Origin of the sequence: uncultured Granulicatella sp., assembly GCF_963521425.1 — a bacterium.
GTDB lineage: Bacteria > Bacillota > Bacilli > Lactobacillales > Aerococcaceae > Granulicatella.
The window spans coordinates 24047-50054 of sequence record NZ_CAUQUN010000012.1 but is presented as its reverse complement, the minus strand read 5'-3'; the positions used below and the strand labels follow the sequence as shown (position 1 = coordinate 50054).

Below are 26008 nucleotides of genomic sequence, written 5' to 3'. Positions count from 1 at the left end.
CGTAATCGCTTCAAATGCGAACGTTCGTTAACAGTGTTTATAATTTACCATAGCTTTTTATTCTTTGCAAGTCTTTTTAGTAACTTTTTTTATATTTTTGGCAATAATTTTTTTCGTTATTTCTCTTCGTTTACTAAAATACTGATTTTAAAGCTTTTCTCTTATTTACTTCTTTTTTTAAGAGGAGTATACTATATTTGTAAAGCCGAAATAGCTCAGTTGGTAGAGCAACGCACTCGTAACGCGTAGGTCACAGGTTCGAACCCTGCTTTCGGCATTTTTTAGTTTTTTTATTAATTTTAACGTTTTAAAACATTGCTAAATCAACGTTTTATTTTTCTAATATTCTTCAGATTCCTACTTTACGGAACATTTTCGGAACAACTGAATCATATATACGAATGGACCTCAGACTTTTTCCTTCTGAGGTCCATTTTTTATTTGATTACGTTTTGAATAATCGTTAATACAACTTCTTTTGCTTTTTCCATGCTTTCTAATGTAACAAATTCATATTGTCCATGTAAATTTTCTGCACCTGTAAATAAGTTTGGCGTTGGGATTCCTTTAAAGGTAATAATACAACCATCTGTTCCTCCTCTAAAAGGTTGAATATCTGGTTCAATTCCACATTGGCGATATGCTTCTTTTGCTACTTCTACTGAAGTCATATCTTCTTTTAACACTTCAAACATATTATAGTATTCATCATAAATATGGCATTCAATTCTTGGAATATCATAAGTTTCATTTTGCTCTTCTACAATTTTTGCAAAATTTTTCTTACGTTCTTGAAACTTTTCCATTGAGTGATCCCGAATAATATACTCTGCTTCTACCATTCCAATATTTCCAGATTGTTTAGCAAGCATATAAAACCCTTCATAGCCACTCGTTTTTTCTGGAACTTCCTGTTCTGGTAATTTTGAAAATAGTTTAGCTGCTTCTGCAAGCGCATTGACCATGACATCTTTTGCTTGACCTGGGTGTACACTTGTTCCATTAATTTTTACAACAGCTCTTGCTGCATTAAAAGTCTCGTACTCTAATTTTCCGACTACACCACTATCTAATGTATAAGCAAATTGAGCTGGCATTCTTTCCGCTTTAAAGCGATGGGCACCTTTTCCAATTTCTTCATCTGGTCCAAAAGCGACCCAAATGTCTCCATGTTCGATTTCTGGGTTAACTAATAAATCGATGGCTGCTTCTAATATTGAAACTAATCCAGCTTTATCATCTGCTCCTAACAATGTTGTCCCATCTGTTGTAATAAGAGTTTGACCGATATAATTTTTCAAATTAGGAAACTCTTCTACTCGCATCATCAGTCCTAATTCAGAATTCAATAATACATCTTTGCCATCATAATTCAAATGTACTTGAGGTTGAATATTTTCAGCATTAAAATCTGCAGTATCGACATGTGCTACAAATCCAATTGATGGTGCTGTCTTACCTTCTGGCAAATTACTTGGAATACAAGCTACTAAATAAGCATCTTCTAAATCTAAAGAAATATTTGAAAAGCCTAATTTCTTCAATTCTTGTTCCAACATTTGTAAAAAATCTAACTGACTCTTCGTTGTTGGAACAGCAATTGAGTTTAAATCACTTCTTGTATTAATTTTTGCATATCGTACAAAACGATCTAACATGCTTTCTCGCATTAGTAAGAGTCATCTTCTTTCACTTGATAGAATTCTAATTCTGCAACAGTTTCACGACCAAACATTTCAATCGTTACTTTAACTTTTTGTTTTTCATCATCGATTTCTGTTACTTTACCACTCATACCATTAAAAGCACCTTCAGTAATAATGACATAATCTCCTACTTTAGCTTGTAAATCTACCGGCGCATGAGTTGGTACTCCTAAGCGACCTAATAATGTATCCACTTCTTCCGGTAATAATGGAGATGGTTTAGAACCTGCTCCGTGAGATCCTACAAATCCTGTTACACCTGGAGTGTTACGTACAACATACCACGCTTGGTCAGACATTATCATTTCAACTAATACATAACCTGGAAATGTTTTATTAATTGTAACTTTCTCTTTCCCATCTTTTACTTCTACTTCTTCTTCCTCTGGAACAATTACTCTAAAAATATTTTCTTCCATCCCCATTGAACTAATACGTAATTCAATATTTGATTTTACTTTGTTTTCATATCCTGAATAAGTATGTAATACATACCATTCTTTTGCTGCATTACTCATTGCAATTCCTCCTATTATTTGTTCATACAAAAAAACCTTCTTACTTGAAGGTTTTTGCTTGTTTTTATTATAACACTATTTTATAACTCTTGCGAATTATTTAATAATTAATTTAAATGCACTTGCAATAGCAAAATCTACTACTGTAAAAAATCCTAACGCAAGTAATACTGCCATTACAACTGTTAATGTGTATTTATTAACCTCTTTTCCAGTTGGCCATGTTACTCTTTTCATTTCTTTAACAACATTTACTAAAAAACGCATTCGAAACCGCTCCTCTCGATTATTTAGTTTCTCGATGTAGTGTTTGTTTATTGCAAAACTTACAGAATTTTTTTAACTCTAAACGTTCGACACGTTTATTTTGCCCTAAAGTAAGTGTATAGTTTCTTGAACCACATACACTACATGCCAACGCCGCTTTCTTTTGTGCCATATTTTCACTACTCTCTTTCTTCTGCATGTATCCTATCTTTTCAATCATAAAATTCTCAGTGCCAATTGTCAAGCATTAGCGAAAAAATATCACACTAATGACTAATAATAACACTTGCATGACATGAATCATTAACATATTTTTAATGGCTAATGCAAAAGTTGTTCGTTTCTCTTGTTTTTGAATAAAAAGTTGAATATTTTTATACACTGGGATGCCTACTACTAGAGTTCCTAACATTAAAATAGGTGCGATTTTAAATACAACTGCTAACACCATAGCGATAAAACTAATCAGATAAAGTCCTTGATATAATTTTAATGCTGTTGCTTTTCCAATATAATACACCAATGTATAGCGGTGGTTCGTAATATCTGTTTCTAAATCACATAAATTATTACTTAACATAATATTTGCAATCGTACATACTAACGGCAATGAAAGTAGTGCTACCTTGAAGTGTTCTAACAACGATAATCGAACGATTAACATCCCTTCTTCTAATCCCATCCAAGCAAAACTGGCTTCTGGAGAGTTTAAGAAAATTACAATCCAAAAAATTCCAAATCCCATTGTAACTCCGGACAACACTTCCCCTAATGGCATTCTTGAAATTGGAATTGGACCAAAAGTATAAAAAATTCCAATCACAAAACACAACATACCAACAAATAATAAAATAACATTTGTTCTCATCACTAAAATGATTCCAACAATTGTTGCAATACCTACTAAACTTCCGAAAATCATCGAAGCTTGTTTTACCGTTAAAGATGAAGTTCCAATAATATTTTCTTCTTGACGATATGTTTCATTTTTGGCTTTGATATAATCCATTAAATTATTCATAACAGTCGTTGCCATATCAAAGCACAGCATTCCAATAAAGAACAACATCATATTCACTGCATTGAAATTCCCAAATGTCCAAATTGAATAGAGTAATCCAACTACAAAAGGAATGACACTAGCAATTTTCGTTCTCAACTCTACTAATTCAACGATATCTTTCATATTAATGCGTCCCTTCCCATGTATATTGATCATTCGTTAGTTTAAACGCATTTTTAATCGAATTAGAAACATAGACTTTCTTATCTTTTGTCATGAAAACTGCATCTACATCATCTTTTTGATTAACATATTTTAATCCTTCTTCTACACCAATTGAAAACATAGATGTCGACAACGCATCTCCTCTTGTAGAACTTGAGACAATAATAGAAACGCCAGCAATATCATTTTCATATGGATACCCTGTTTTTGGATTTAAAATATGATGATATGTTTTACCATCTACTTCTAAATATCGTTCATAAATCCCAGAAGTTACGATTGTCTTTTCTTTTTCTAAAATTGTTCCTAAAGTTTTACCACGACTTTCTAATGGATCTTGCAATCCAACATTCCAAGCTACCCCATCTCGTGCAGGAGAACCACCCATTACGACAATATTTCCCCCTAAATCGAGAACCGCTGTTGTCACTCCTTCTTTTTTAAAGAAATCCCATAATTGGTCTGCAATGAATCCTTTCGCAATTCCGCCTAAATCTAATAACATACCTTTTTGAGTTAAATAAACACTTTTTTCTTCATCATTTAAAACGACATTTTTATAATTTACTAATGGTAATGCATCATCAATTTCTTTTTGGGATGGTTTTCTAGCATCTGGGAACCCAATTCTCCATAAACTTGTTAAAGGCCCTACCGTAATATCAAAGCTACCATCAAATTCTTCGCTATAAGCTAGACCTTGTTTAATAAGGTCATACACTTCATCACTGACTGCAACTGCATGGTCTCCTGCCGCCTCATTAATCGCATCTACTTCAGACCCACTAGCATTAACAGTAATTCTTGCTTCCAAATCTTTCACCATTGCAAAAGCACGCGTTAATAATTCTTCAGTATTTGGATGATATACAGATAATGCTACTGCAGTCCCTAATAAGAAATCTGTTTTCTTCACAGGAGACTTAATAATTTCTCTTGGTGTTTTCACGGAAGCTGATGAAACAACTTCTGCATCTTGAACTTTCTTTTGTTGGCAACTCACTAATCCAATTGAACTTAAGGCAAGAGTTGTCACTAACAACCATTTATTGATTTTCATATTTCTCTCCTTAATTGTATAAATTCCATTCAAATAGTCTACTAAATTTTTCACAATAACTCAAGCTAAACTCCTATTTCAAAAGAAAAAACCGAGCCTAAGCTCGGTTCATCGTCACATTTAAATTAGCCTTGAGGTGCTGCCACTTTAATTTCTTTAGTGTCACCTTTTTGAGCTGCTTCAATTAATTTATTTGCATATTCTACGAATGAAGTATGAGCATGAGTTGCTCCTGACACTACTTCAACATCTGCTGGTTTTTGTTTCTCTACTAAACCAGTATTATAAGCTTTGAAGTATTCAGCAGGTCCCGTACCCACTTTATCTTTCATTTGTTTTTCATACTCAGCATCTTCTGATTTACGTTTACCATCTTTATTTAAGTTGTCAAAGTCAGAAGATTTGATTTTTCCGCCTTCAACTACGATAGTAAACTCCACATGCCAACCACGTTTGTCAGCTTCAGATACTAATTTGTAAGTACCATCTTTTAATTCTCCTGAAGCAGTTGATTTTGCTGCTTGAGTAGTTTTTTCAGAAGAAGTTGATGAAGTAGTTGATTTTGAACCTCCACCACATGCAGTTAAAACAACTACAGATGATAATAATACAGCTGCTGTTGCTAATGATTTTTTGAATGTCATTTTATCCATCCTTTTCTCTTTATTTTAGAATTTTAGTAAATTCTTTAGGTACTATTATATCATGTTCCTTTTTCTTTGCAAACTTAAACTGAACGAACATTTACCTGTCAATATTTTCTACATCTTCCCAAAATCTTCATAAGATTGGTATCTTCTATTTTCAAAATTCCTCTTTTACAAAAAACTCCAATCAATAGTTTACGTTACTATTGATTGGAGTTCTTCTTTTTTACATCGTGCGTTCTAATAATTGTTTTGTTAATTGAGTTAATGTTGCCTTCATATCACTTTCTGGCAAACGATCAATTTGAGATAATGCTTGTTTCGTATATTGCTGAGCTAATTGTTGTGCTTTTTGCAACCCACCAGAATCATGCACTAATTTTCTTAGTAATACTCTCTCTTGTTCAGAGATTACTTGTTTTTTCTGTAGCAATGGAATCATTTTATGAGATTCTTTTTCCAATGCATAAATTAATGGTGCTGTATAAATCCCTTGCGCAACATCTTCTAAAACAGGTTTTCCAAATTCTTGAGAAGTTACTTGATAATCTAAAATATCATCTAAAATTTGAAACGCCATACCCATTTGCTGACCAATTTTCTTTGCTCTAAGTGCATCATCCATTTGTCCTAATTTTGCGCCCATATAACAGCTAACCATAAATAATTGAGCTGTTTTCCCTTCAATTCGTTTCAAATATTCCTGAAGCCCTAAATCATAGCGATAACGATTTCGCATTTGTGCTAATTCGCCTTCTACAACTCTTGCCATTCCATTAGTTGGAAGTGTAATTCCTTCTAAATCAGATAAATGAGTGGAAAGAAGTTGATAGCAACTTGTTAAAACAAAATCTCCAGCATAAATCGCTACACGATTCCCATAACGAGTATTCAGCGTTTCTTGCCCTCTCCTCATATCTGCTTCATCAATGACATCATCATGGAGCAATGTTGCGACATGTAGTAATTCTAAAGCAGCTGCAACAGCTCTTACTTGTTGCTGATTCCCATTATTAGTCCAGTTAGCAAATAATGTTAGATAAGCAGGACGAATCATTTTTCCACCTTGCTGTAACATTGTTACTATCGCTTGATGAATGTCTTCATCTTCCATTTCAACACTGTCTAACATTAACTGACGAATGTCTGATAATTCTTGTTTTAAAAACGGGTATTCATTCCACATTGAATGAATCATTTCCATAATTTTTTCTCCAATCACTATAGACAAAAAGCCGGCAAAGCCGACTTTTATCTTATTTAACGTTCTTGTTTATCTGAATCGAAACCATAAATATGTTTCGAAGTTCCATACCACCATTTACCAGCAGTTTTTTGGAACCATGGAATGAAGTAGTAATCTAAACCAAATGCACGTCCTGAGCCATTCATTAAAGCAATGGCTGCTGGGATAAACCACATATTTACCCAGTAGAACATACCTGACAATACAAATGTTGTTACTAATCCAACTGTTACTGCATTAACAATCCATGTTAAGAATCCAGCCATAATTGCTAACCCAATGGCTAATTCTACAAATGACATAATTGTTTGCATCACATGAGCTACTTCAACATTTGGAATCATAATTTGCATAATTGAAGCAAACCAGTCTGGCATTTTATCTAATACCATCATTGGTTGTTCACCATATGAATAGTTAAATCCAAATGAAGTTGCTACTTCCGCTACTGTTTGAGTTGCTGCTCCACTTGCTGCAGCTACTGTTTCAGCCGCACCACTTGCTGCACTTGTTGGTTCAACTAACCAAGGGAATGGGAATGCTAAATGCGTTCCATCAATCCAACTATGCGCACCCCAAAGGCCAAAGATTTTCTTCAATCCTTCGATTGTCCACATTCCACCATAGAATAAACGTAATGGTAATGCCCAAAGAACATTTCCGTAACGAGATAAATGTCCACGGAAGATATTACGACGATCTTTAATGTGGAAGAATTCGTGGAATACATATTGAATTGCATAATATAATGAGAAGATTTCTAAGAAGTATTTGATATTTACTAAATGTTTCATCAACATTGCAAAGAAACCACTTAAGTGATATTTGCCCATTAAGAAAGCTACACCATAATGAGATCCAATTGAAACCATGAATCCATCGTATTTTCCTTTATAAGCAACTTTTGCAGCATTTTCCACATCTGCAATAATATTTTTCGCTGCTGTATGTCCAGTTTGTTCAGCTGCTTGAACGATTTGTGGAGTTGGACGATTTTCTTTATCAGGTTCTTCGTAATAAGCTAAGTCCCCGATTGCATAAATATTTTCTTCTCCATCTACTTGCATGAATTCATTTACGACTAAACGACCTGCACGAGCAGCTTTGAACCCAAACACTTCAGATTCAGTATTCGCTTTAACACCAGCTGTCCAGAATAATGAGTAAGTTGGAATAACAGTACCGTCTACTAAACGAATGCTGTTTTCTTTTACTTCTTCAATTCCGTTTCCTTTAATTACTTTAATGCCACGGCTAGTCATGAATTTTTCTGCTTTAGCAGCATCTTTTTCATCTAACATATTTAAAATAGTTGGAACTGCTTCAACGATGTATAATGAGAATTCACTTTCATCTAAGTTATATTGTTTAGCTAACACTGGAATCCAGTCCATGATTTCACCGACTAATTCTACCCCAGTAAATCCAGCACCACATACTGTAAATGTTAATAAAGCACGGCGTTTTGGAGTCACATGCTCTTTAGCTGCACGTTCTACACAGTGAATAATGTGTTCGCGCATTTTAATCGCATCTTCCATTGACCATAATGTAAATCCGTGTTCTTTCACACCTTGTACACCAAAGTCATTCGCTTCTCCACCCATACCGATTACTAAATAATCATAGTGGAAAGATTTATAAGTTGTTGTTACAACTTTTTTAGTTTTGTCTAAGCTTACTACTTTGTCCGTTACTAATTGAACATTTTTTGAACGTGCAAATAGTTTTTGTAAATCGTATTGGATTGCTTCAGGCTCTACACGACCTCCAGCTACTTCATGTAACTCCGTCATGTATGTTAAATATGGATGTTTATCAATTAATGTAATTGTGACATCTTTATCTTTTCTGAAATGACGTGATAATTTTTTAGTTGCTGCTACTCCTGCAAACCCTGCACCGATAACAACAATATTTGTTTTCGTCATTAGAAATCTCCTCTCGTTTTGTAATTTTTTCACTTAAGCATTATAGTATAAAATCAGCGTTTTGTCTAATTGTTTTTTAACCTTTTCACAACTTTTCATAAACTTACATTTCTTGTTTTTCACGATATGCTTTTAATATTTTGACATGGTTTAAAGCATAATTTGCCGCAATCCCAATTGCAATACCCGCAAAAATCCCTACAATTGACATGGCTGGTAAATATAACAGTACTGTCCAAGATTTAGCAATAAAACTTGCGATGATTAATTGACCAAAATTATGTAAGATTCCTCCCGTTGCACTCACGCCAATTAAACTCACACGCTTCGGTCCTAATTGTTTAACCAGCAACATTCCTAATAAACTAAACGCCGCTCCTGCACTACTGTACAATAAAGTAGAAAAAGTCCCCCCTAACAAAGCAGTCAACAACGTTCTGAGTAACACTACTAATACAACTTCTTGGAGTGACAAGGTATATAACCCAATAACTGTAATAATATTGGCAACTCCTAATTTAGCTCCCGGTGCAAACGCAAAAGGAAAAGGAATCGCTTGTTCTAGTAAACTTAAAATAATTCCTTGAGCCGTTAACAATGAAATAAATAACATTTTTTTCAAGGTTAAATTTTGTTTCATTTACCTACCACCTCTCTTCAAACTCGTCTTATAATTGTACCATAACTCTCAAAAATCTTAAAAAGATATCTAAAAACTGAACATAAAAAGACCCCAAAAGCAGCCTTCATGCAAACCTTTGGGGTAGTACGCCATTTACGAACGGCGCATCAATAATTTTCTCTTCCATCCCATCACTTTTGGTGCAACATCTTGAAACATTGTAAACCAGAAACGATTAATCGGTAAATCAAATTCTCCAATATACTCCACTAATATTGGGTCAAAAGATTGTTTAAACTTAGTAATACCTGTATGATCTTCTGCATTACTTGAAACTCCAAACATATCATAATGACGAATACCTTTTTCATCATACAATTGTTGCATAATCCATGTTTGTAAAGCTTTATTTGCATTTAAGCCTGCATCATCTGTAATATTCGCTCCATATAAATAATACGCCGTTTCTTTATAAGTTGCTACAAACGCTCCGCTTAACACTTTTCCATTTGGATATTGTTTACATAGCGCTTCTAACTCAATTACTTCTTGCTCATATTTTTCAATATTTTTCAACAAGCTTTCTCTTTGATTCAATAAGTTTGTCTTCTTTTTCTCGTTTTGAGTACTTTCAACTTGTGAAGCAATTTTTTCCACCTCAGCTTTTGCTTGGTGAATTCTGTTTTCTGTTGATTCTTTTGCGACATGATAATCAATTTTTGAAAAATATAAATCCATCATATCGTGAGCATGTAATGTTTCATAGATAGTTGTTAAATACTCTTTACTTCTGGCAATATATTGATCACGCTCAGCAGTAATACGATTTAACACTTCATAGTCATCAATATCTTCGATAGAGCCTTTATAACAAACTACTCCACGTTTTTGTGCCATTGTGACTTTATATCTTTCTTTAGAAGAGAAAGTATCTAAAATTCCTTTCCCTTTATCTTCTAGTTCTACAATCATTGTCATTCTCGGTTGAATTCCATCAAACCCTAAATCAAGTGGTTGACTTACAAATCCTGATTCTAATAATAGTTGACGAATGGCTTCTTGATTGATTCCACCTTCTACAATGGAAAAGTCATTCAATCGTTCTCTCCACATAATTTCAGGATCGATTTTCAATCCAAATACTTGTTTTTGTTTTAAATAAGCTTTCAAAGCTTGAATCACTTCTTTAAATTGTTCTGCATTATGATAATCCGTCACAATTCCTCTAGGTGCATATGCTAAATATCTTTTTACAACAGGAAGGGCACGATATAAAATCATCGTCGCTGCAACTGGTTCATCTTGATCATTCATCACAAAGAGAATGTCATTACTCCATTCTCCCTTTGTTTTCACTTCTCCCCATTCTGGAGTTTGAAAAAGAGTACAGTTTCCTTGAGTTTGTAAAAACTCATGATATTCTGCAATAGAATTTCTCATATCTTTAATATACATCTCTAACTTCCTCTCAACTATTGTCATTAAACAGTATGACACTTCTACAATGGATTGTCAAAAAATGTTAGAAGTGATGTTGTTAATATCCCTTTTACACTTTACAAAAAAACCGAGCTTTCGCTCGGCTTCTCATCTATTTTAAAATAGTTTTAAATATTGATCTAATTCCCATTGTGTGACTTGTGAACGATACGCTGCCCATTCGAATTTCTTCGCTTCCACAAAGTTACTGTAAATATGTCCACCTAATGCATCTTTTACAATTGTGTCAGCTTTCAAGCAATCAATCGCTTCTGCTAAACTACTTGGAAGATCATCAATTCCTACTTCTTTTCTCTCTGCTGTTGACATTGCATAAATATTGCGATCGACTGGAGCAGGAACTGGTAATTTTTCACGAATTCCTTCTAAACCTGCACGTAAAATAGCTGCCATTGCTAAATAAGGATTTGCTGCTGGATCCACACTTCTTAATTCGATACGAGTAGAAAGACCTCTTGCTTCAGGAATACGAATTAATGGTGAACGGTTTTGAGCTGACCATGCAATATATACAGGCGCTTCATATCCAGGTACTAAACGTTTATAAGAATTGACTGTAGGGTTACAAATCGCTGTTAAAGCTTTCGCATGTTTCATAACTCCAGCAATGAAATAACGACAAGTATCGCTTAGTCCATGTTCATCTGTTGGGTCATAGAAGGCATTATTTCCTTCTTTATCAAATAATGATAAGTTGAAGTGCATCCCACTACCTGCAATTCCAAATACTGGTTTTGGCATAAAGGTTGCATGCAATCCATGTTTACGAGCAATCGTTTTAACAACTAATTTAAAGGTTTGAATATTATCGCACGCTGCTACAGCTGGTGCATATTTCCAGTCAATTTCATGTTGTCCTGGTGCAACTTCATGGTGACTTGCTTCAATATCGAACCCAATCTTTTCTAATTCTAGTACGATTTCACGACGACATTCTTCTCCTAAATCGACTGGAGCTAAATCGAAGTAACTTCCTTGGTCATTTCCTTCAAGCGTTGGTTCTCCATTTTCATCTAATTTGAATAAGAAGAACTCTGGCTCTGGTCCTAAGTTAAAATTAGAAAACCCTAATTCTTCCATTTCTTCTAAAATACGTTTTAAGTTTGAACGTGGATCTCCCGCAAATGGTGTTCCATCTGGTTTATATACATCACAAATTAATCGAGCGATTGTTCCATGTTTACTACTCCATGGGAATACAACCCATGTATCTAAATCAGGGTATAAGTACATATCACTTTCTTCAATACGAACAAACCCTTCAATGGATGAACCATCGAACATCATTTTATTCGATAATACTTTTTTTAATTGAGTAATCGGCACTTCCACGTTTTTAATTGTTCCTAAAATATCTGTAAAAATCAAACGTAAATAACGAACATCCATTTCCTCAACTTGTTTTAAAATTTCTTCTTGTGTGATTGTCATCTTTCTCCACCCCTATAGTAAATTCTCTTGTCCAGATAATCTTCCAATATGCATAATTTCGTTATATAAAATTCGTCGAACATCTTCATCCGTTAAACCATCATTAGTTGTTATTTTTTCTAACGGATTTTTCTTTTCATTCGAATAAATTTTTTGAATCGCAACAATCGTCAATCCATCCGACAAGTAGTCTTTAATTTCTAATAATCGATCCACATCATTCAGTGAATACATTCTGCGATTAGTGTCTGAACGCTCTGGTGTAATTAAACGTTGTTCTTCATAGTAGCGAATTTGTCTTGCCGTTAAATCTGTTAATTTCATAACGGTTCCTATTGGAAATACTGCTAAAGAACGTCGTAATTCTTTTTCTCCCATTCTCAAACACCTCTCTTATTCTTTATAATAGCTGTATTGTAAAAATAACTGACATAAAAGTCAAGGCTTCTCTCACTTTTTATGTCACATTTTCTAACATGAGTTTCTTTTCAACAAAAAAGCTAGGTTTCCCTAGCCTTTCAATGTCATTATTAATTTTCAGTTCCCCAAACTTCTTCGGCAACTTCTTTAATTAATGCTAATTTTGCCCATTGTTGTTCTTCTGTTAAGATATTTCCTTCTTCAGTTGATGCAAATCCACATTGAGTACTTAACGCTAATCTTTCTAAAGGAACATATTGACTCGCTTCTTTAATACGAGAAATTAGCTCTTCCTTACTTTCAAGTTCTCCAAATTTAGAAGTGACTAAACCTAACACGACTTTTTTATCACCAGAAACTTTCGCTAATGGAGTGAAGTCTCCAGCACGATCTGTGTCAAATTCTAAGTAATAAGCATTTACTTCTTCTTCTCCAAATAATTCATCAGACACAGATGCATAACCACCACTTGCAGCCCAAGTAGAATGGAAGTTCCCACGACATACGTGAGTGTTTACAACTAGTCCTTCTGGAACATTTTTATAAACAGCATTATTTAAACGTAAAAATGTTGCTGCTAATTCACGTCTCACTTCTTCTTTATCACGACCTTGTCCAAAAAGTGTTAAGAAATTATCATCAACTAAAATTCCCCATGTACAATCATCAACTTGTAATGTACGTAATCCTTCATCAAATAATTGTTGAATCACTTCTAAATAAGCTTTCGAAATATCTTCAACCACATCATCAAAGTTTGAATAGACACTGTTCAATTGTTCCACATGTTCTTCATCACGAATTAATTCCAAATATAATTGAGATGGTGCTGGAATTGTAATACGAGCTTCAACTTCATCATTATCAGCTACTAAATCTCTTAAAAATGTATAGTGAGCGACGAATGGATGATTACGTCCATGAATCTTTCCTACTACTGTTGCTGAGTCTGGTTTTGTCACTTCATCATGGAATTGATATCCTGTTTTAGCTTGAACTCGTTTAATTCCCCCTAATCCCCAGAAGAAATCTAAGTGCCAATATGCACGACGGAATTCTCCATCAGTAATTCCTTTATATCCAGCTTCGATTTCTTTTTTTACTAAATCACGGATTGCGGCATCTTCAAAGTTTTTTAACTCTTGGTAACTAAAGTTTCCTTTTTCATACTCTTCACGAGCTTGTTTTAAATTTTCTGGTCTTAAAAAACTTCCTACTGTATCAAATCTAAATGGTGCATGTTTTGTCATATTGATTACCTCTCTTCTCTAACTAACGTAATTACATTGTAACCGACGGATTTGTTATTGTCACATACTAATTTACTATCGTTAACTATAGTTCAAAACTATATGTCAATATAAAAAAACTCTTATAGAAATCACATTCTATAAGAGCTTTTTAATATTTCAAATGGCTTATCTAGTTTTATAAATTTTTGGATATTTCAATAATAAAACCGCAACAACAATCGTTACAATTAAAGTTTGTAATCCAGCAATTCCATTCACTGTGAATGAATACCAATATGGAGATACTCCTTCTGGTGCATATTTCCCCCAGAATAAAAATCCTGCTACAAAATGCCAGAAATAGCGAACCCCAACACCGATGAATGAAGAAATAAAAATATAAAAAATTGCTAACGCTTGTTTATCATTACGAATAGCCTTTTGGAATTGATGATATAATAATCCAGCAAATCCCATTACTCCAAAAGCAACGATATATTCTAACAACACTTGAGAGAACGATAAGTAGACTACTTTTCCAAGTGGAAAATGTAACACTCCCCATACTAAACCTGAAAATAATGCTGGATACAATCCTCTACGCAATGCAAACACTACTAAAACAATCGCACCAAACGAAGGAGAAAACCATCCCATAAAATGAGGAATAAATGATAACGCCATCGCCAAAGCTGCTACAATTGCTCCTTCTACCCACGCAATTCTTTTTACAGACATAAAAAAGCCTCCTTATTTTTTTACAAAGAGACCCAATTGCAGACAGTTATTCATACAATCCCTACGCACGTATTAACGTAACAGGTTCTAAGAGTTTGTAAACACATCTCAGCCAACGGCACCTCTTTGTATCTTTTTTTAAAATATGAATTTAGTATACGCTCTTCTCGCATCGGTTTCAATACTTAATTCTCAATAAATCCTTTATTTTCTTTGTATTTCCTCTATTTTTATGTGTGGAATTAACTCTTCAATAAATTCTCTGGTAGCAATCCCCACTGAAAAAGCTGTCGCACTACCAGACGCTGCTCCTTGTTTCAGACTCATTCTATAATCATTTGTCTCAATAAATTTCGCCATAAAAGCTGCTAACATCGAATCTCCAGCACCTACAGAATTGACCAATGTGCCTTTGGGAGTATTTGAAGTCAATAGTTGTCCTGTTTCATTGACTAGAATTGCTCCTTCACCTCCACAAGAAATCAAGATATTACGAGCTCCTTTTTCTCGTAATTGAAAGGCATAGTTCAACATTTCTTCTTGTGTTTGAATGTTCACTCCAAATAATTCTTCTAATTCATGTTTGTTCGGCTTAATCATAAACGGCTGATAAGTTAAACAGGCTAATAATGAATTTTTTGTAGTATCAAGCACTAACTTTACCCCTCTTGCATGACAAAGCCTTGCAATTTCAACATAAGACGTCTCATCTAATCCTGGAGCAGCATTTCCTGCTAAAAATACAATATCTCCTTCTTTTAAAACATCTTTGAAATAATTCGTTAATTGTTGAAATTGCTCTACACCCACGCTAGGACCAGCTGCATTAATTTCTGTCTCTACTTCACCTTTAACTTTAATATTAATTCTAGTAGTACCTTCAACAGAAATAAACTGAGGGGTAATCCCTTCTTTTTCTAGATACTCTTCAATATACTTCCCTGAAAATCCTCCAAGGAATCCCGTTGCAATATTATCAACTCCTAGTCGTTTTAATACAATTGACATATTAATCCCTTTACCACCTGCTACATATTCCTCACCTATGGAACGATTCAATATTCCTAATTGACAATTTGGAACTTGTATCACCAAATCTACTGCTGGATTAAATGTAATGGTGTAAATCATATTCTCACCTACTTTCTAATGTAAAAAATAGGGCTAGCAAAATGCTAGCCCTCTAAAAACATCCTAAAATGTTATTATTTTTTTAAGTTGTAGAATGCTGAAAGACCTTGGTAAACAGCTAAGTCACCTAATTGATCTTCAATACGTAATAATTGGTTGTATTTAGCAATACGGTCTGTACGGCTTAATGAACCAGTTTTGATTTGTCCAGCATTTGTAGCAACTGCGATATCAGCAATTGTTGAATCTTCAGTTTCACCTGAACGGTGTGATACAACTGCAGTGTATCCAGCTTTTTGAGCCATTTCAATTGCGTTGAATGTTTCAGTTAAAGTACCGATTTGGTTAACTTTGATTAAGATTGAGTTTGCAACGCCTTGTGCAATACCACGAGATAAGATTTCAGTATTAGTTACGAATAAATCGTCACCTACTAATTGAACTTTACCGCCTAAGCGTTCAGTTAATAATTTCCATCCATCCCAGTCGTTTTCGTCACATCCGTCTTCGATTGTGATGATTGGGTATTTCTCAACTAATTCAGCTAAGTATTCTACTTGCTCAGCTGGAGTACGTTTAGCACCTTTTTCACCTTCGAAAATTGTGTAGTCATATACGCCATCTTTGAAGAATTCTGATGAAGCACAGTCAAATCCTAAGAATACATCTTTACCTGGTTCTAAACCAACTTTTTTAATAGCAGCTAAGATTGTTTCTACAGCATCTTCAGTACCTTCAAATGTTGGAGCGAAACCACCTTCGTCACCTACAGCAGTTACTAAACCACGGTCGTGTAAAATAGATTTTAGAGCATGGAATACTTCAGCACCCCAACGTAAAGCTTCTTTGAATGTTGGTGCACCAACTGGTAAAATCATAAACTCTTGGAATGCGATCGGAGCATCTGAGTGAGATCCACCGTTAACGATGTTCATCATTGGTGTTGGTAATACTTTAGTGTTGAATCCACCTAAGTATTGGTATAATGGTTGATCTAAGTAATCAGCAGCCGCACGAGCAACAGCGATAGATACGCCTAAAATTGCGTTAGCTCCTAATTTACCTTTGTTTGGAGTTCCATCTAATTCAATCATTAATTTGTCGATCGCCATTTGTTCGCGAACGTCAAAACCGATGATTGCTTCAGCAATAATGTTATTTACATTATCAACAGCTTTTTGAACTCCTTTTCCTAAGTAACGAGATTTGTCGCCATCACGTAATTCAACCGCTTCGTATTCACCAGTAGAAGCTCCTGAAGGAACCATACCGCGTCCGAACGCTCCGCTTTCTGTGTAAACTTCAACTTCGATAGTTGGGTTACCACGTGAATCTAATACTTCTCTTGCTAATACATCTGTAATAAATGGCATGATTTATTAACTCCTTTATATTTATTTGTACGTTTCTATTTTAGTCGAAAAATGCTTTATATGCAATCTTTTCCTTAAATTGAAAGCCTTTTTTTAAGATTATTTTTGAATTAAGCTTTCTCCTGTCATTTCTTCAGGTTTTGCTACATTCAATAAATCTAACATTGTAGGTGCAACGTCTGCTAAACGACCACCTTCACGTAATATAACACCTTTTTTCGTTACAATGACTGGTACTGGAACTGTTGTATGAGCAGTATGTGGTGTACCTTCTGGAGTAATCATTGTTTCTGAGTTACCGTGGTCAGCAAAGATAATTGCAGTACCGCCTTTAGCTAAAATTGCATCCACTACTTTACCTAAGTTTTCATCTACTGCTTCGATTGCTTTAATCGTTGGTTCTAACATACCAGAGTGTCCAACCATATCTGGATTTGCAAAGTTTAAGATGATTGCATCATTTTCATCATTTTGAATAGAGTTATATAATGCATCCCCAACTTCATAACAACTCATTTCAGGTTTTAAGTCATATGTTGCAACTTTTGGTGAAGGAATTAAAATACGGTTTTCTCCTGGGAATTCTTCATTACGTCCACCATTCATAAAGAATGTAACGTGTGGATATTTTTCAGTTTCTGCAATACGTAATTGTGCAAGTCCTGCTTTTGATAAAACTTCTCCTAAAACATTTGTCATAGGAATTGGTGGGAATGCAACTTCTGCATCCACACTTGGATTGTATAATGTCATTGTCACAAATTTAACATTTGCAGCATGTTCACCACGATCAAAGTTTGTCCACTCTTTATCTGTAAATGCATTTGATAATTGAATTGCACGGTCAGGACGGAAGTTAAAGAAAATAACTGCATCATTTTCTTCAATTTTCGCAACTGGTTGTCCATCTTTAACAATTACTGATGGAATGACAAATTCATCTGTTACATTTTCAGCATAACTGTGATCAATTACTTCTTGAGCTGATTCGAATTGAGGTCCTTTTGCATGTGCAATTGCATCATAAGCTAATTGAACACGTTCCCAACGTTTGTCACGGTCCATTGCATAGTAACGACCTGATACTGTTGCGATTTGACCTACTCCAACTTCTGCCAATTTTTCTTCTAAAGTTTTAATATACGCTGGACCACCATGTGGATCCACGTCACGTCCGTCCATGAATGCATGAACATAAACTTTAGAAATACCTTTTGCTTTTGCTGTTTCAATTAATGCTAATAAATGATTAATATGGCTGTGTACACCACCATCAGATAATAATCCGAACAAGTGTAGTGCAGAACCATTTTCTAATACATGATTAAATGCACCATTTAATGCTGGATTTGTATCGAATTCACCATCTAAAATTGCTTTATCAATACGAGTTAAACTTTGGTATACGATACGACCTGCACCGATATTTGTATGACCTACTTCTGAGTTCCCCATTTGTCCATCTGGTAAACCTACATCTAAGCCTGATGCTTTTAATGTTGTATGAGGAAATTCATTATAGTAACGGTCAAAATTTGGTTTTTTTGCTTGTGCTACAGCGTTACCTTCTACTTCTGGTCTCCATCCAAAACCATCTAAGATAATAATCGCTACTGGTGATTTAGACATTATTTTACTGCCTCCAATAAAGCTAAGAATGATTCAGGTTGTAAGCTTGCTCCACCTACTAAAGCTCCATCCACATCTGGACAAGCCATGTATTCTTTAATGTTTTCAGGTTTAACAGAACCACCGTATTGTACACGAACTTTGTCTGCTACTTCTTGACCAAAGTCTTTTGCTACAACGTCACGTACTACTTTACACATTTTTTGAGCATCATCTTGAGAAGCTGATTTACCAGTTCCGATTGCCCAAATTGGTTCATATGCAATCACTAATGATGAAACTTGTTCGTTTGATAAACCTTCTAATGCTGCAGAAACTTGTGCTCCTACAAACTCAGCAGCTTTACCAGCTTCATAAGTTTCTAATGTTTCACCACAACAGATGATTGGTAACATACCATTTGCGAAAATTGCTTTTGCTTTTTTATTAATGTCAGCATCTGTTTCGTGGAAATATTCACGACGTTCTGAGTGTCCAATTACAACATAGTGAACGCCCATTTCAGATAATACTTTTGGAGAAGTTTCTCCTGTATAAGCACCTTCTTGTTCGAAATAGCAGTTTTGAGCAGCTACTTTTAATTCTGAACCTTCAGCTGCAGCTAATAAAGTAGATAAATCAACTGCTGGAGCTGCTACAGCAGACTCAACAACTTCTGATGATGGTAATTTTCCTGCTAAAGCCTCAACAAATGCTTGAGTTTCTTTAGGATTTTTATTCATTTTCCAGTTTCCTGCAATAATTGGTTTACGCATAATTTTTCCTCCTAAAATTGTTTATGAAGCAGACTCACAAAAATGAACGCATCATTTCAGTGAGTCTTTTCCAAATTTATTTAATTATTTATCACTAATTGAAGCTACACCAGGTAATTCTTTACCTTCTAAGTATTCTAATGAAGCTCCACCACCAGTTGAGATATGAGTGAATTTATCAGCATACCCTAAAGAAATTGCTGCTGCTGCAGAATCTCCACCACCGATAATTGTTGTAGCGTCTTTTAAATCTGCAATTGCTTCACATACGCCGATTGTTCCTTTAGCAAAGTTAGGTAATTCGAATACACCCATAGGTCCATTCCATACAACTGTTTTAGCATCTTTTAAGTAGCTAGCAAATAATTCTACAGTCTTAGGACCAACGTCTAATCCTTCTTGATCAGCTGGGATTTGGTCAGATGGTACAATTGTTGCAACTGCATCGTTTGAGAATTCTTTTGCAACTACATTGTCGATTGGTAATACTAATTTGTCGCCAGCTTTTTCCATAATTTGTTTTGCTAATTCGATACGATCTACTTCTAATAATGATAGACCTACTTCACGACCCATAGCTTTGAAGAATGTATATGCCATTCCTCCACCGATTAATACTTTATCAGCTTTATCTAATAAGCTTTCAATTACACCAATTTTATCTGAAACTTTCGCTCCACCTAAAATAGCTACGAATGGACGTTCTGGAGTATCTACTGCTCCTCCGATGAATTTGATTTCTTTTTCCATTAAGAAACCAGCAGCAGTTTCTAATTGGCTAGCAATCCCTACGTTTGAAGCGTGAGAACGGTGAGCTGTACCAAATGCATCATTTACGAACAACTCTCCTAAAGATGCCCAATATTTGCCTAACTCAGGATCGTTTTTAGATTCTTTTTTACCATCTAAATCTTCGAAACGAGTATTTTCAAATAATAAAACATCTCCTTCAGCTAAACCATTAATAGCTGTTTCTAATGCTTCACCACGAGTTTCTGGAACAAATGTTACGTCTTTTTTCAATAATTCTGATAAACGTACAGCAACTGGACGTAAGCTTAAACGAGCTTTATCTTCTTCAGATTTTACTTTTCCTAAGTGAGAGAAAAGAATTACTTTTGCATGATTGTCAATCAAGTATTGAATAGTTGGTAATGCTTGAACAATACGGTTGTCATCTGTAATAACGCCATCTTTTAATGGAACATTAAAGTCAACACGTACTAATACTTTTTTACCTTTAACAGATAAATCTGTCACAATTTTTTTAGCCATAGAATAGCCTCCTAGAAAAAATTTATTTGGAGCGAGTGTAATACCCACATTATGAAAACAGGGCGAGGAAGCGAATGCTTCCATCGCCCTGAAAAATTCGATACGATTAGCTATATCAAAACTTTATATTATAAGTTTGCAAAGTATTGTAAAGTACGAATTAATTGTGCAGTGTATGACATTTCGTTATCGTACCAAGAAACTGTTTTAACTAATTGTTTATCGCCTACAGTCATTACTTTAGTTTGAGTAGCATCAAATAATGATCCATAAGTGATACCTACGATATCAGAAGATACTAATGGTTCTTCAGTGTATCCGTATGATTCAGTTGAAGCAGCTTTCATAGCAGCGTTAACTTCTTCAGCTGTAACTGGTTTTTCTAATACTGTTACTAATTCTGTTAATGAACCTGTTGGTACAGGAACACGTTGAGCAGCTCCATCTAATTTACCGTTTAATTCTGGAATTACTAAACCGATAGCTTTAGCAGCACCAGTTGTGTTAGGAACGATGTTTACAGCTGCAGCACGAGCACGACGTAAGTCTCCTTTTGGATGTGGAGCGTCTAATGTGTTTTGGTCACCAGTGTAACCGTGAATAGTAGTCATTAAACCTTCAACGATTCCGAAGTTATCGTTTAAAGCTTTAGCCATTGGTGCTAAACAGTTTGTAGTACATGAAGCACCAGAAATAACTGTTTCTTTACCTGTTAAAATGTTGTGGTTTACATTGTATACAACTGTTGGTACATCGTTACCACCAGGAGCAGAGATAACAACACGTTTAGCTCCACCTTTTAAGTGTAATTCAGCTTTTTCTTTAGAAGTGAAGAAACCAGTACATTCTAAAACGATATCAACGCCTAGTTCTCCCCATGGTAATTCTTCAGGATTACGGTTAGCTAATACTTTAACTTCTTTACCGTTTACGCGGAATGCGCCTTCTAATACTTCAACTTCTCCGTTGAAACGTCCTTGTGTTGAATCGTATTTTAATAAGTGTGCTAATTGTTTAGCATCTGTTAAGTCGTTGATTGCAACAACTTCTAACCCTTCCACTTCTTGAATACGACGGAATGCTAAACGTCCAATACGTCCGAAACCGTTAATACCAACTTTAACTGTCATAATAGTTTTTCCTCCTAGGAATATATTTTTTTATTTTTAGCGGGTTACCCCGTTCAAAACCATATTTGCTAAACTCTCATCAATCACAAACCATGTTCGATCGATAGGAGCTAATTTGGCATAAGCCATTAAAGCTTCTGCCTTTTGAGCACCTTCCACAATAGCAATACTATGTGGGATGGCCTCTAAATCACTAAGATGCAAACCTACTCGTGGAAGTTTAAAAACTACCTTTCCTTTTGCATCGAAGAAACAACCAAACGCTTCACCTACAGCACGCCTGCTTGCAATAAACTGACTTTCTTGAGGTAACAACCCTCTTCGTTCAGCCATGACACTTGCATTTCCAACGCTATACAATAAGCAATTCGCTTGTTTCATCATTGTCAATGTTTGTGAAACCAATGGTTCTTGTAATAACGGAAGATACGTCTCTTTACTAACATGTTCTGGAACATATAATGAAAAATGTTCTCCACCTATTTTTGTCGCCATCTTTTCACTAACACTATTTGCTTGAATTAAAGTGGAACCGCCCACTCCTCCTCTAGCAGGTACAAATGAAATTTCACGTTGTTGTAAAATCTCTTTTGAAAAATATTCTGCTACCATTGCCATCGTTCTACCACCCGTCACTGTAACGATTGATTGATCAACCGGCAACATCCATTTCATCAATTCCTGTACTTGATTACTAATTTTCATCCCTTTATTTGGACCAGTATCAGTAACCACTTTACAAAATCTAATTCCTAACTTATTCGAAATCTTTTTTTCAAAATCAGTCATTTCGATACACTGTTGAATGATTGAAGTTAATCCAAGGTAAGTATCTTTTCCTAACTCAGTAACAAACATTCCTTTTGCAGAATATGTAATTAAACCTTGTTCTTTTAGTATATCTGTTTCAGAACGAAGAATCCGTTCTGATATTTCCAACTGCTTCGCAAGCCCTCTTCGACCAATCGGTTGTGTTCGTTGTATCGCTCGCAAAATTTGGAAACGAATTTTTAACAATTGATTGCTTTCGGGGACTAGAAGTTGCATTAATGTCATACAATCCATAATTCCGATTCCCTTCGTTTCATTACTGGGCTAAAAATCGTCCCTAAAAATCAGCTATCTATACATAGAAAACTTTCTTAATTACACAAATATTGTACCAACAATCTTTGTAAAATGCAACTTGAAAGTGTTTAATATTTTATAAAAAATTATCAAACCGGGACTTCTAAAGTCCCTTTCCGTTTCGTTTTTTCTCTTTTAAAGTTGACTTTTTCTTCTTTTTCTAAATCAATCCTTTTCTTTTTTTGTAAGGGTTTCTTCTTGTTTTTTCATATGAATTTAGATAAAATATTCTTACATTGTTTAGCTGCCTTAGTGTAATGGATATCACATAAGATTCCGGTTCTTATAATGGGGGTTCGATTCCCTCAGGCAGCGTTATTAAAACTTATTTAACGATTATTTTTAACCGCAAAAAAGCCAGGGTTTTCAACCCTGGCTTATTTGCAGTTTTATAGCTCACCATACTATTAGACTGCGAATTATTTTTCTAAACCTTCAATAATTTTTGTTAAGTTCCATTTCATCATGCTTAAGTAGCTGTCCCCATCTTTACCTTTTTCAGCAATTGAGTCAGTAAAGATTGTTGAGTAAATTGGCTTACCTGATTCTTGTGAAACTGTCTTCATTGGACGTTCGTCAACACTTGATTCAACGAATAATGAAGGAACTTTAGATTTTTTAAGAATTTCAACTAAACGAGTTGTTTGTTCAGGAGTACCTTCTTCTTCAGTATTAATTTCCCAGATGTAAGCTGATGGAACTCCATAAGCTTTAGAGAAGTACTTGAAGCATCCTTCACTTGTAACAATTAATTTTTTCTCTTCTGGAATTTTAGCAAGACGTTCTTTTGCGTCTTTATCTAATTTATCCAACTCAGCAACATATTTATCAAGATTCTTTTGGTAAGTATCTTTATGTTCTGGATCTTTTGCAATTAATTGTTTTGCAATATTTTTAGCATAAATCACACCATTTTCGATGTTTAACCATGCGTGAGGGTCTTCTTTACCTTTTTCTTTTTCTCCTTCAAGGTAAATCACATCAACGCCATCACTTACTGCAAAGTAGTCTTTATCTGCTACTTTACCAGCATTTTTAACCATTTTTGTAAACCAAGCATCATCTGCATTTTCTAAGTTAATTCCATTATAGAAAATTAAATCTGCATCATGAATTTTTTGTACATCTTGTGGTAATGGTTCATATTCGTGTGGATCTTGTCCAACTGGAACAATACTGTGAATGTCCGCTAAATCCCCAGCAACATTTTTAGTAATATCATAAATGATAGAGTTTGTTGCTACTACTTGTACTTTTTTAGGTTCATTACTTTTTGTTGTAGTTGTAGTTGTAGTTGATGAATTACTTGTACATCCTGCAAAACCAACTAATGATAATAAACCGACTGTTAATAATTTCCCGATTTTCATGCTTTTTTCCTACCTTCCCTTTGTTTTGGTGATACAATAAAACTAATCACAAAGAATGCTGCAGCAGTTAATACAATGGTTGAACCTACTGCAATATTAAACGTATAGCCGATTACTAAACCAACAATCGAAGAAAGTGATCCAAATATTGCTGATAAAGCTAACATTGTTTTTAAACTCTTCGAATATAAATAAGCTGTTGCTGCTGGTGTAATCAGTAACGCTACAATCATAACTGTTCCGACACTTTGCATTGCTGTAATCGAAACTAGTGCTAAAAGAAACATCAATAAGTAATGATAGAATGATACATTCAATCCTGCTGAACGAGCAAAAACTGGGTCAAAACTCGTTACTTGTAATTCTTTGAAGTAAGAAATAATTGTTACAAAAACAAATACTCCCACAATTGCTGTAATCAATAAATCAAAATCTTGTACCGCTAAAATATTCCCGAATAAAATATGGAATAAGTCTGTCGAACTTTTAGCAACACCGATTAAAATAATTCCTAAAGCTAAAAATGAACTAAAGGTAATTCCTATCGCAGTATCACTTTTTACGACACTATTCCGATTAATAAAGGCAATAATAAAGGACGCTAATAATCCAAACGCTAAAGCTCCAAAGAAGAAATTAACGCCAACAATATAAGATAATGCTACCCCTGGCAATACCGCATGAGAAATCGCATCTCCCATTAGCGACATTCCACGAAGGATGATAAAACATCCAATCATTCCGGCAACGGCTCCAATTAAAACGGAAGAAATTAATGCATTTTGCACAAAATGATAATTCATTAATCCTTGTAAAAAATTATTCATGAGTTTGTCCCCCTTGAGCTACGAAAACTTCTCCACCGTAAGTTTTTCTAATTTTTTCAGGAACAAATGTTTCCTCAGTTTTTCCACTATCTACAATTCCACGATTTACTAAAATCACTTGATCAAAATAATCACGTACTTTAGATAAATCATGATGCACCATTAAAATAGTCTTTCCTTCTTCTTTCCATTGACGAATTAAAGTCATAATCACTTTTTCACTCATCATATCAATTCCCACAAATGGTTCGTCTAAGAAGATATAATCTGCTTTTTGGACTAAACAACGTGCCAATAAAACCCTTTGGAATTGTCCACCCGATAATGCTCCTATTGGACGATTGGCTAATTCTGTTAAACCAACTTCTTCAATAGCCTCATCTACATCTTTCCAATCTTGAGCGTTTAAACGTTGAAATGGTTTCATTTTTACGGTTTTTCCTAATGCTACACATTCACGAATCGTAATTGGAAATGTAAAATCCAAATTACTTTTTTGTTCAACGTATGCAATTCTCCCTAGCGATTGACTCACTGCTTCTCCATCAAATGTCACTTTTCCCGTATGCGGAATTAATCCTAGCATTGCTTTTAATAAAGTAGATTTTCCTGCCCCATTAGGACCAATAATTCCCAAAATCGTTGGGCCATTTACTTCTACATGACAATCTTTTAAAACATCTGGCTGCATTGCGTAAGATACTCCCAGATTTTCGACTTTAATCATGAATCTACCTCCTTCTTTCTCTCATAAATCCTATGCCAATAATTAGGTTACCCTAAATACTTTCTCTCGTCAAGAGTTTTTTAGGGACTCCAAAATATTTTTGAAAAATTCCGATTT

The 26008-nt window shown here is 34.7% G+C and carries 25 protein-coding genes, 2 tRNA genes and 1 riboswitch; of the genes, 2 read left to right on the top strand and 25 right to left on the bottom strand.

Going from position 1 to position 26008, the window contains the following annotated elements; genetic code table 11:
* Positions 1 to 204: 204 nt before the first annotated feature.
* Positions 205 to 277: transfer RNA gene (locus RWO76_RS04680), tRNA-Thr, on the top strand.
* A 160-nt stretch (positions 278 to 437) separates the two neighbouring features.
* Here the strand turns inward: RWO76_RS04680 and pepT are convergent.
* The 22 genes from pepT to RWO76_RS04570 form a co-directional block, all read right to left on the bottom strand.
* Positions 438 to 1670: a peptidase T gene (pepT, locus tag RWO76_RS04675; RefSeq protein ID WP_314354519.1), complete on the bottom strand. Its 1233-nt coding sequence runs from the start codon at positions 1668 to 1670 to the stop codon at positions 438 to 440.
* The gene (nusG, locus tag RWO76_RS04670) at positions 1670 to 2224 is read right to left on the bottom strand and encodes a transcription termination/antitermination protein NusG (protein WP_314354518.1); all 555 of its coding nucleotides are present in this window, start codon (positions 2222 to 2224) and stop codon (positions 1670 to 1672) included. Before nusG ends, pepT begins: the two co-directional genes overlap by 1 nt.
* A gap of 96 nt (positions 2225 to 2320) precedes the next feature.
* Positions 2321 to 2491: a preprotein translocase subunit SecE gene (gene secE, locus RWO76_RS04665; RefSeq protein WP_006703973.1), complete on the bottom strand. Its 171-nt coding sequence runs from the start codon at positions 2489 to 2491 to the stop codon at positions 2321 to 2323.
* A gap of 19 nt (positions 2492 to 2510) precedes the next feature.
* Entirely contained in the window at positions 2511 to 2663 is a 153-nt protein-coding gene (gene rpmG, locus RWO76_RS04660) for a 50S ribosomal protein L33 (RefSeq protein ID WP_006703972.1), read from the bottom strand.
* A 75-nt stretch (positions 2664 to 2738) separates the two neighbouring features.
* Positions 2739 to 3677, bottom strand: a complete 939-nt coding sequence (locus RWO76_RS04655; protein WP_314354517.1) for a 1,4-dihydroxy-2-naphthoate polyprenyltransferase — start codon at positions 3675 to 3677, stop codon at positions 2739 to 2741.
* A 1-nt stretch (position 3678) separates the two neighbouring features.
* A complete protein-coding gene (locus RWO76_RS04650; RefSeq protein ID WP_399543099.1) occupies positions 3679 to 4779 on the bottom strand; it encodes an FAD:protein FMN transferase in 1101 nt (366 codons plus the stop codon).
* 125 nt (positions 4780 to 4904) lie between these two features.
* Positions 4905 to 5432, bottom strand: a complete 528-nt coding sequence (locus RWO76_RS04645; protein WP_314354516.1) for an FMN-binding protein — start codon at positions 5430 to 5432, stop codon at positions 4905 to 4907.
* A gap of 220 nt (positions 5433 to 5652) precedes the next feature.
* The gene (locus RWO76_RS04640) at positions 5653 to 6630 is read right to left on the bottom strand and encodes a polyprenyl synthetase family protein (RefSeq protein WP_314354515.1); all 978 of its coding nucleotides are present in this window, start codon (positions 6628 to 6630) and stop codon (positions 5653 to 5655) included.
* 56 nt (positions 6631 to 6686) lie between these two features.
* On the bottom strand, positions 6687 to 8603 hold the full coding sequence (locus RWO76_RS04635; protein WP_314354514.1) for an NAD(P)/FAD-dependent oxidoreductase: 1917 nt from the start codon (positions 8601 to 8603) through the stop codon (positions 6687 to 6689).
* A 103-nt stretch (positions 8604 to 8706) separates the two neighbouring features.
* On the bottom strand, positions 8707 to 9243 hold the full coding sequence (locus RWO76_RS04630; RefSeq protein ID WP_314354513.1) for a Gx transporter family protein: 537 nt from the start codon (positions 9241 to 9243) through the stop codon (positions 8707 to 8709).
* Positions 9244 to 9378: 135 nt separating this feature from the next.
* Positions 9379 to 10680, bottom strand: coding sequence for a peptidoglycan bridge formation glycyltransferase FemA/FemB family protein (locus tag RWO76_RS04625; RefSeq protein ID WP_314354512.1), 1302 nt, complete (start codon positions 10678 to 10680; stop codon positions 9379 to 9381).
* A gap of 141 nt (positions 10681 to 10821) precedes the next feature.
* A complete protein-coding gene (gene glnA / locus RWO76_RS04620) occupies positions 10822 to 12156 on the bottom strand; it encodes a type I glutamate--ammonia ligase (protein ID WP_314354511.1) in 1335 nt (444 codons plus the stop codon).
* A 12-nt stretch (positions 12157 to 12168) separates the two neighbouring features.
* Positions 12169 to 12534, bottom strand: coding sequence for a MerR family transcriptional regulator (locus tag RWO76_RS04615; protein WP_314354510.1), 366 nt, complete (start codon positions 12532 to 12534; stop codon positions 12169 to 12171).
* A 152-nt stretch (positions 12535 to 12686) separates the two neighbouring features.
* Positions 12687 to 13826: a 5-methyltetrahydropteroyltriglutamate--homocysteine S-methyltransferase gene (locus RWO76_RS04610; RefSeq protein ID WP_314354509.1), complete on the bottom strand. Its 1140-nt coding sequence runs from the start codon at positions 13824 to 13826 to the stop codon at positions 12687 to 12689.
* 168 nt (positions 13827 to 13994) lie between these two features.
* A complete protein-coding gene (gene thiT / locus RWO76_RS04605; RefSeq protein ID WP_314354508.1) occupies positions 13995 to 14546 on the bottom strand; it encodes an energy-coupled thiamine transporter ThiT in 552 nt (183 codons plus the stop codon).
* Positions 14547 to 14587: 41 nt separating this feature from the next.
* Positions 14588 to 14682: riboswitch (TPP riboswitch) on the bottom strand.
* Between the two features lie 68 nt (positions 14683 to 14750).
* Complete coding sequence (gene pfkB, locus RWO76_RS04600) at positions 14751 to 15677, bottom strand: 1-phosphofructokinase (protein ID WP_314354507.1); 927 nt, start codon at positions 15675 to 15677, stop codon at positions 14751 to 14753.
* Positions 15678 to 15751: 74 nt separating this feature from the next.
* Positions 15752 to 17050 (bottom strand): phosphopyruvate hydratase, encoded by a 1299-nt coding sequence (gene eno / locus RWO76_RS04595; protein WP_314354506.1) that lies wholly within the window; start codon positions 17048 to 17050, stop codon positions 15752 to 15754.
* A 99-nt stretch (positions 17051 to 17149) separates the two neighbouring features.
* On the bottom strand, positions 17150 to 18679 hold the full coding sequence (gene gpmI / locus RWO76_RS04590) for a 2,3-bisphosphoglycerate-independent phosphoglycerate mutase (protein ID WP_314354505.1): 1530 nt from the start codon (positions 18677 to 18679) through the stop codon (positions 17150 to 17152).
* Complete coding sequence (gene tpiA, locus RWO76_RS04585; RefSeq protein ID WP_040507405.1) at positions 18679 to 19437, bottom strand: triose-phosphate isomerase; 759 nt, start codon at positions 19435 to 19437, stop codon at positions 18679 to 18681. The genes gpmI and tpiA overlap by 1 nt, the downstream gene beginning before the upstream one ends.
* A gap of 81 nt (positions 19438 to 19518) precedes the next feature.
* Complete coding sequence (locus RWO76_RS04580) at positions 19519 to 20709, bottom strand: phosphoglycerate kinase (RefSeq protein ID WP_314354504.1); 1191 nt, start codon at positions 20707 to 20709, stop codon at positions 19519 to 19521.
* A 128-nt stretch (positions 20710 to 20837) separates the two neighbouring features.
* Complete coding sequence (gene gap / locus RWO76_RS04575; protein WP_314354503.1) at positions 20838 to 21839, bottom strand: type I glyceraldehyde-3-phosphate dehydrogenase; 1002 nt, start codon at positions 21837 to 21839, stop codon at positions 20838 to 20840.
* A 36-nt stretch (positions 21840 to 21875) separates the two neighbouring features.
* Positions 21876 to 22904, bottom strand: a complete 1029-nt coding sequence (locus RWO76_RS04570) for a sugar-binding domain-containing protein (RefSeq protein ID WP_314354502.1) — start codon at positions 22902 to 22904, stop codon at positions 21876 to 21878.
* A gap of 306 nt (positions 22905 to 23210) precedes the next feature.
* On the opposite strand from RWO76_RS04570, the gene RWO76_RS04565 reads away from it, so the two are divergent.
* Positions 23211 to 23282, top strand: a tRNA-Arg gene (locus tag RWO76_RS04565).
* Between the two features lie 104 nt (positions 23283 to 23386).
* Here RWO76_RS04565 and RWO76_RS04560 read toward each other — a convergent pair.
* From RWO76_RS04560 to RWO76_RS04550, 3 genes are read right to left on the bottom strand one after another with little or no spacing between them, the layout of a single operon-like run.
* On the bottom strand, positions 23387 to 24337 hold the full coding sequence (locus RWO76_RS04560) for a metal ABC transporter substrate-binding protein (RefSeq protein WP_314354501.1): 951 nt from the start codon (positions 24335 to 24337) through the stop codon (positions 23387 to 23389).
* Positions 24334 to 25164 carry a metal ABC transporter permease gene (locus tag RWO76_RS04555; protein WP_314354500.1) on the bottom strand — a complete coding sequence of 277 codons (831 nt, stop codon included), beginning with the start codon at positions 25162 to 25164 and terminating at the stop codon, positions 24334 to 24336. Before RWO76_RS04555 ends, RWO76_RS04560 begins: the two co-directional genes overlap by 4 nt.
* Positions 25157 to 25891 carry a metal ABC transporter ATP-binding protein gene (locus tag RWO76_RS04550; protein ID WP_314354499.1) on the bottom strand — a complete coding sequence of 245 codons (735 nt, stop codon included), beginning with the start codon at positions 25889 to 25891 and terminating at the stop codon, positions 25157 to 25159. The genes RWO76_RS04555 and RWO76_RS04550 overlap by 8 nt, the downstream gene beginning before the upstream one ends.
* Positions 25892 to 26008: the final 117 nt, after the last annotated feature.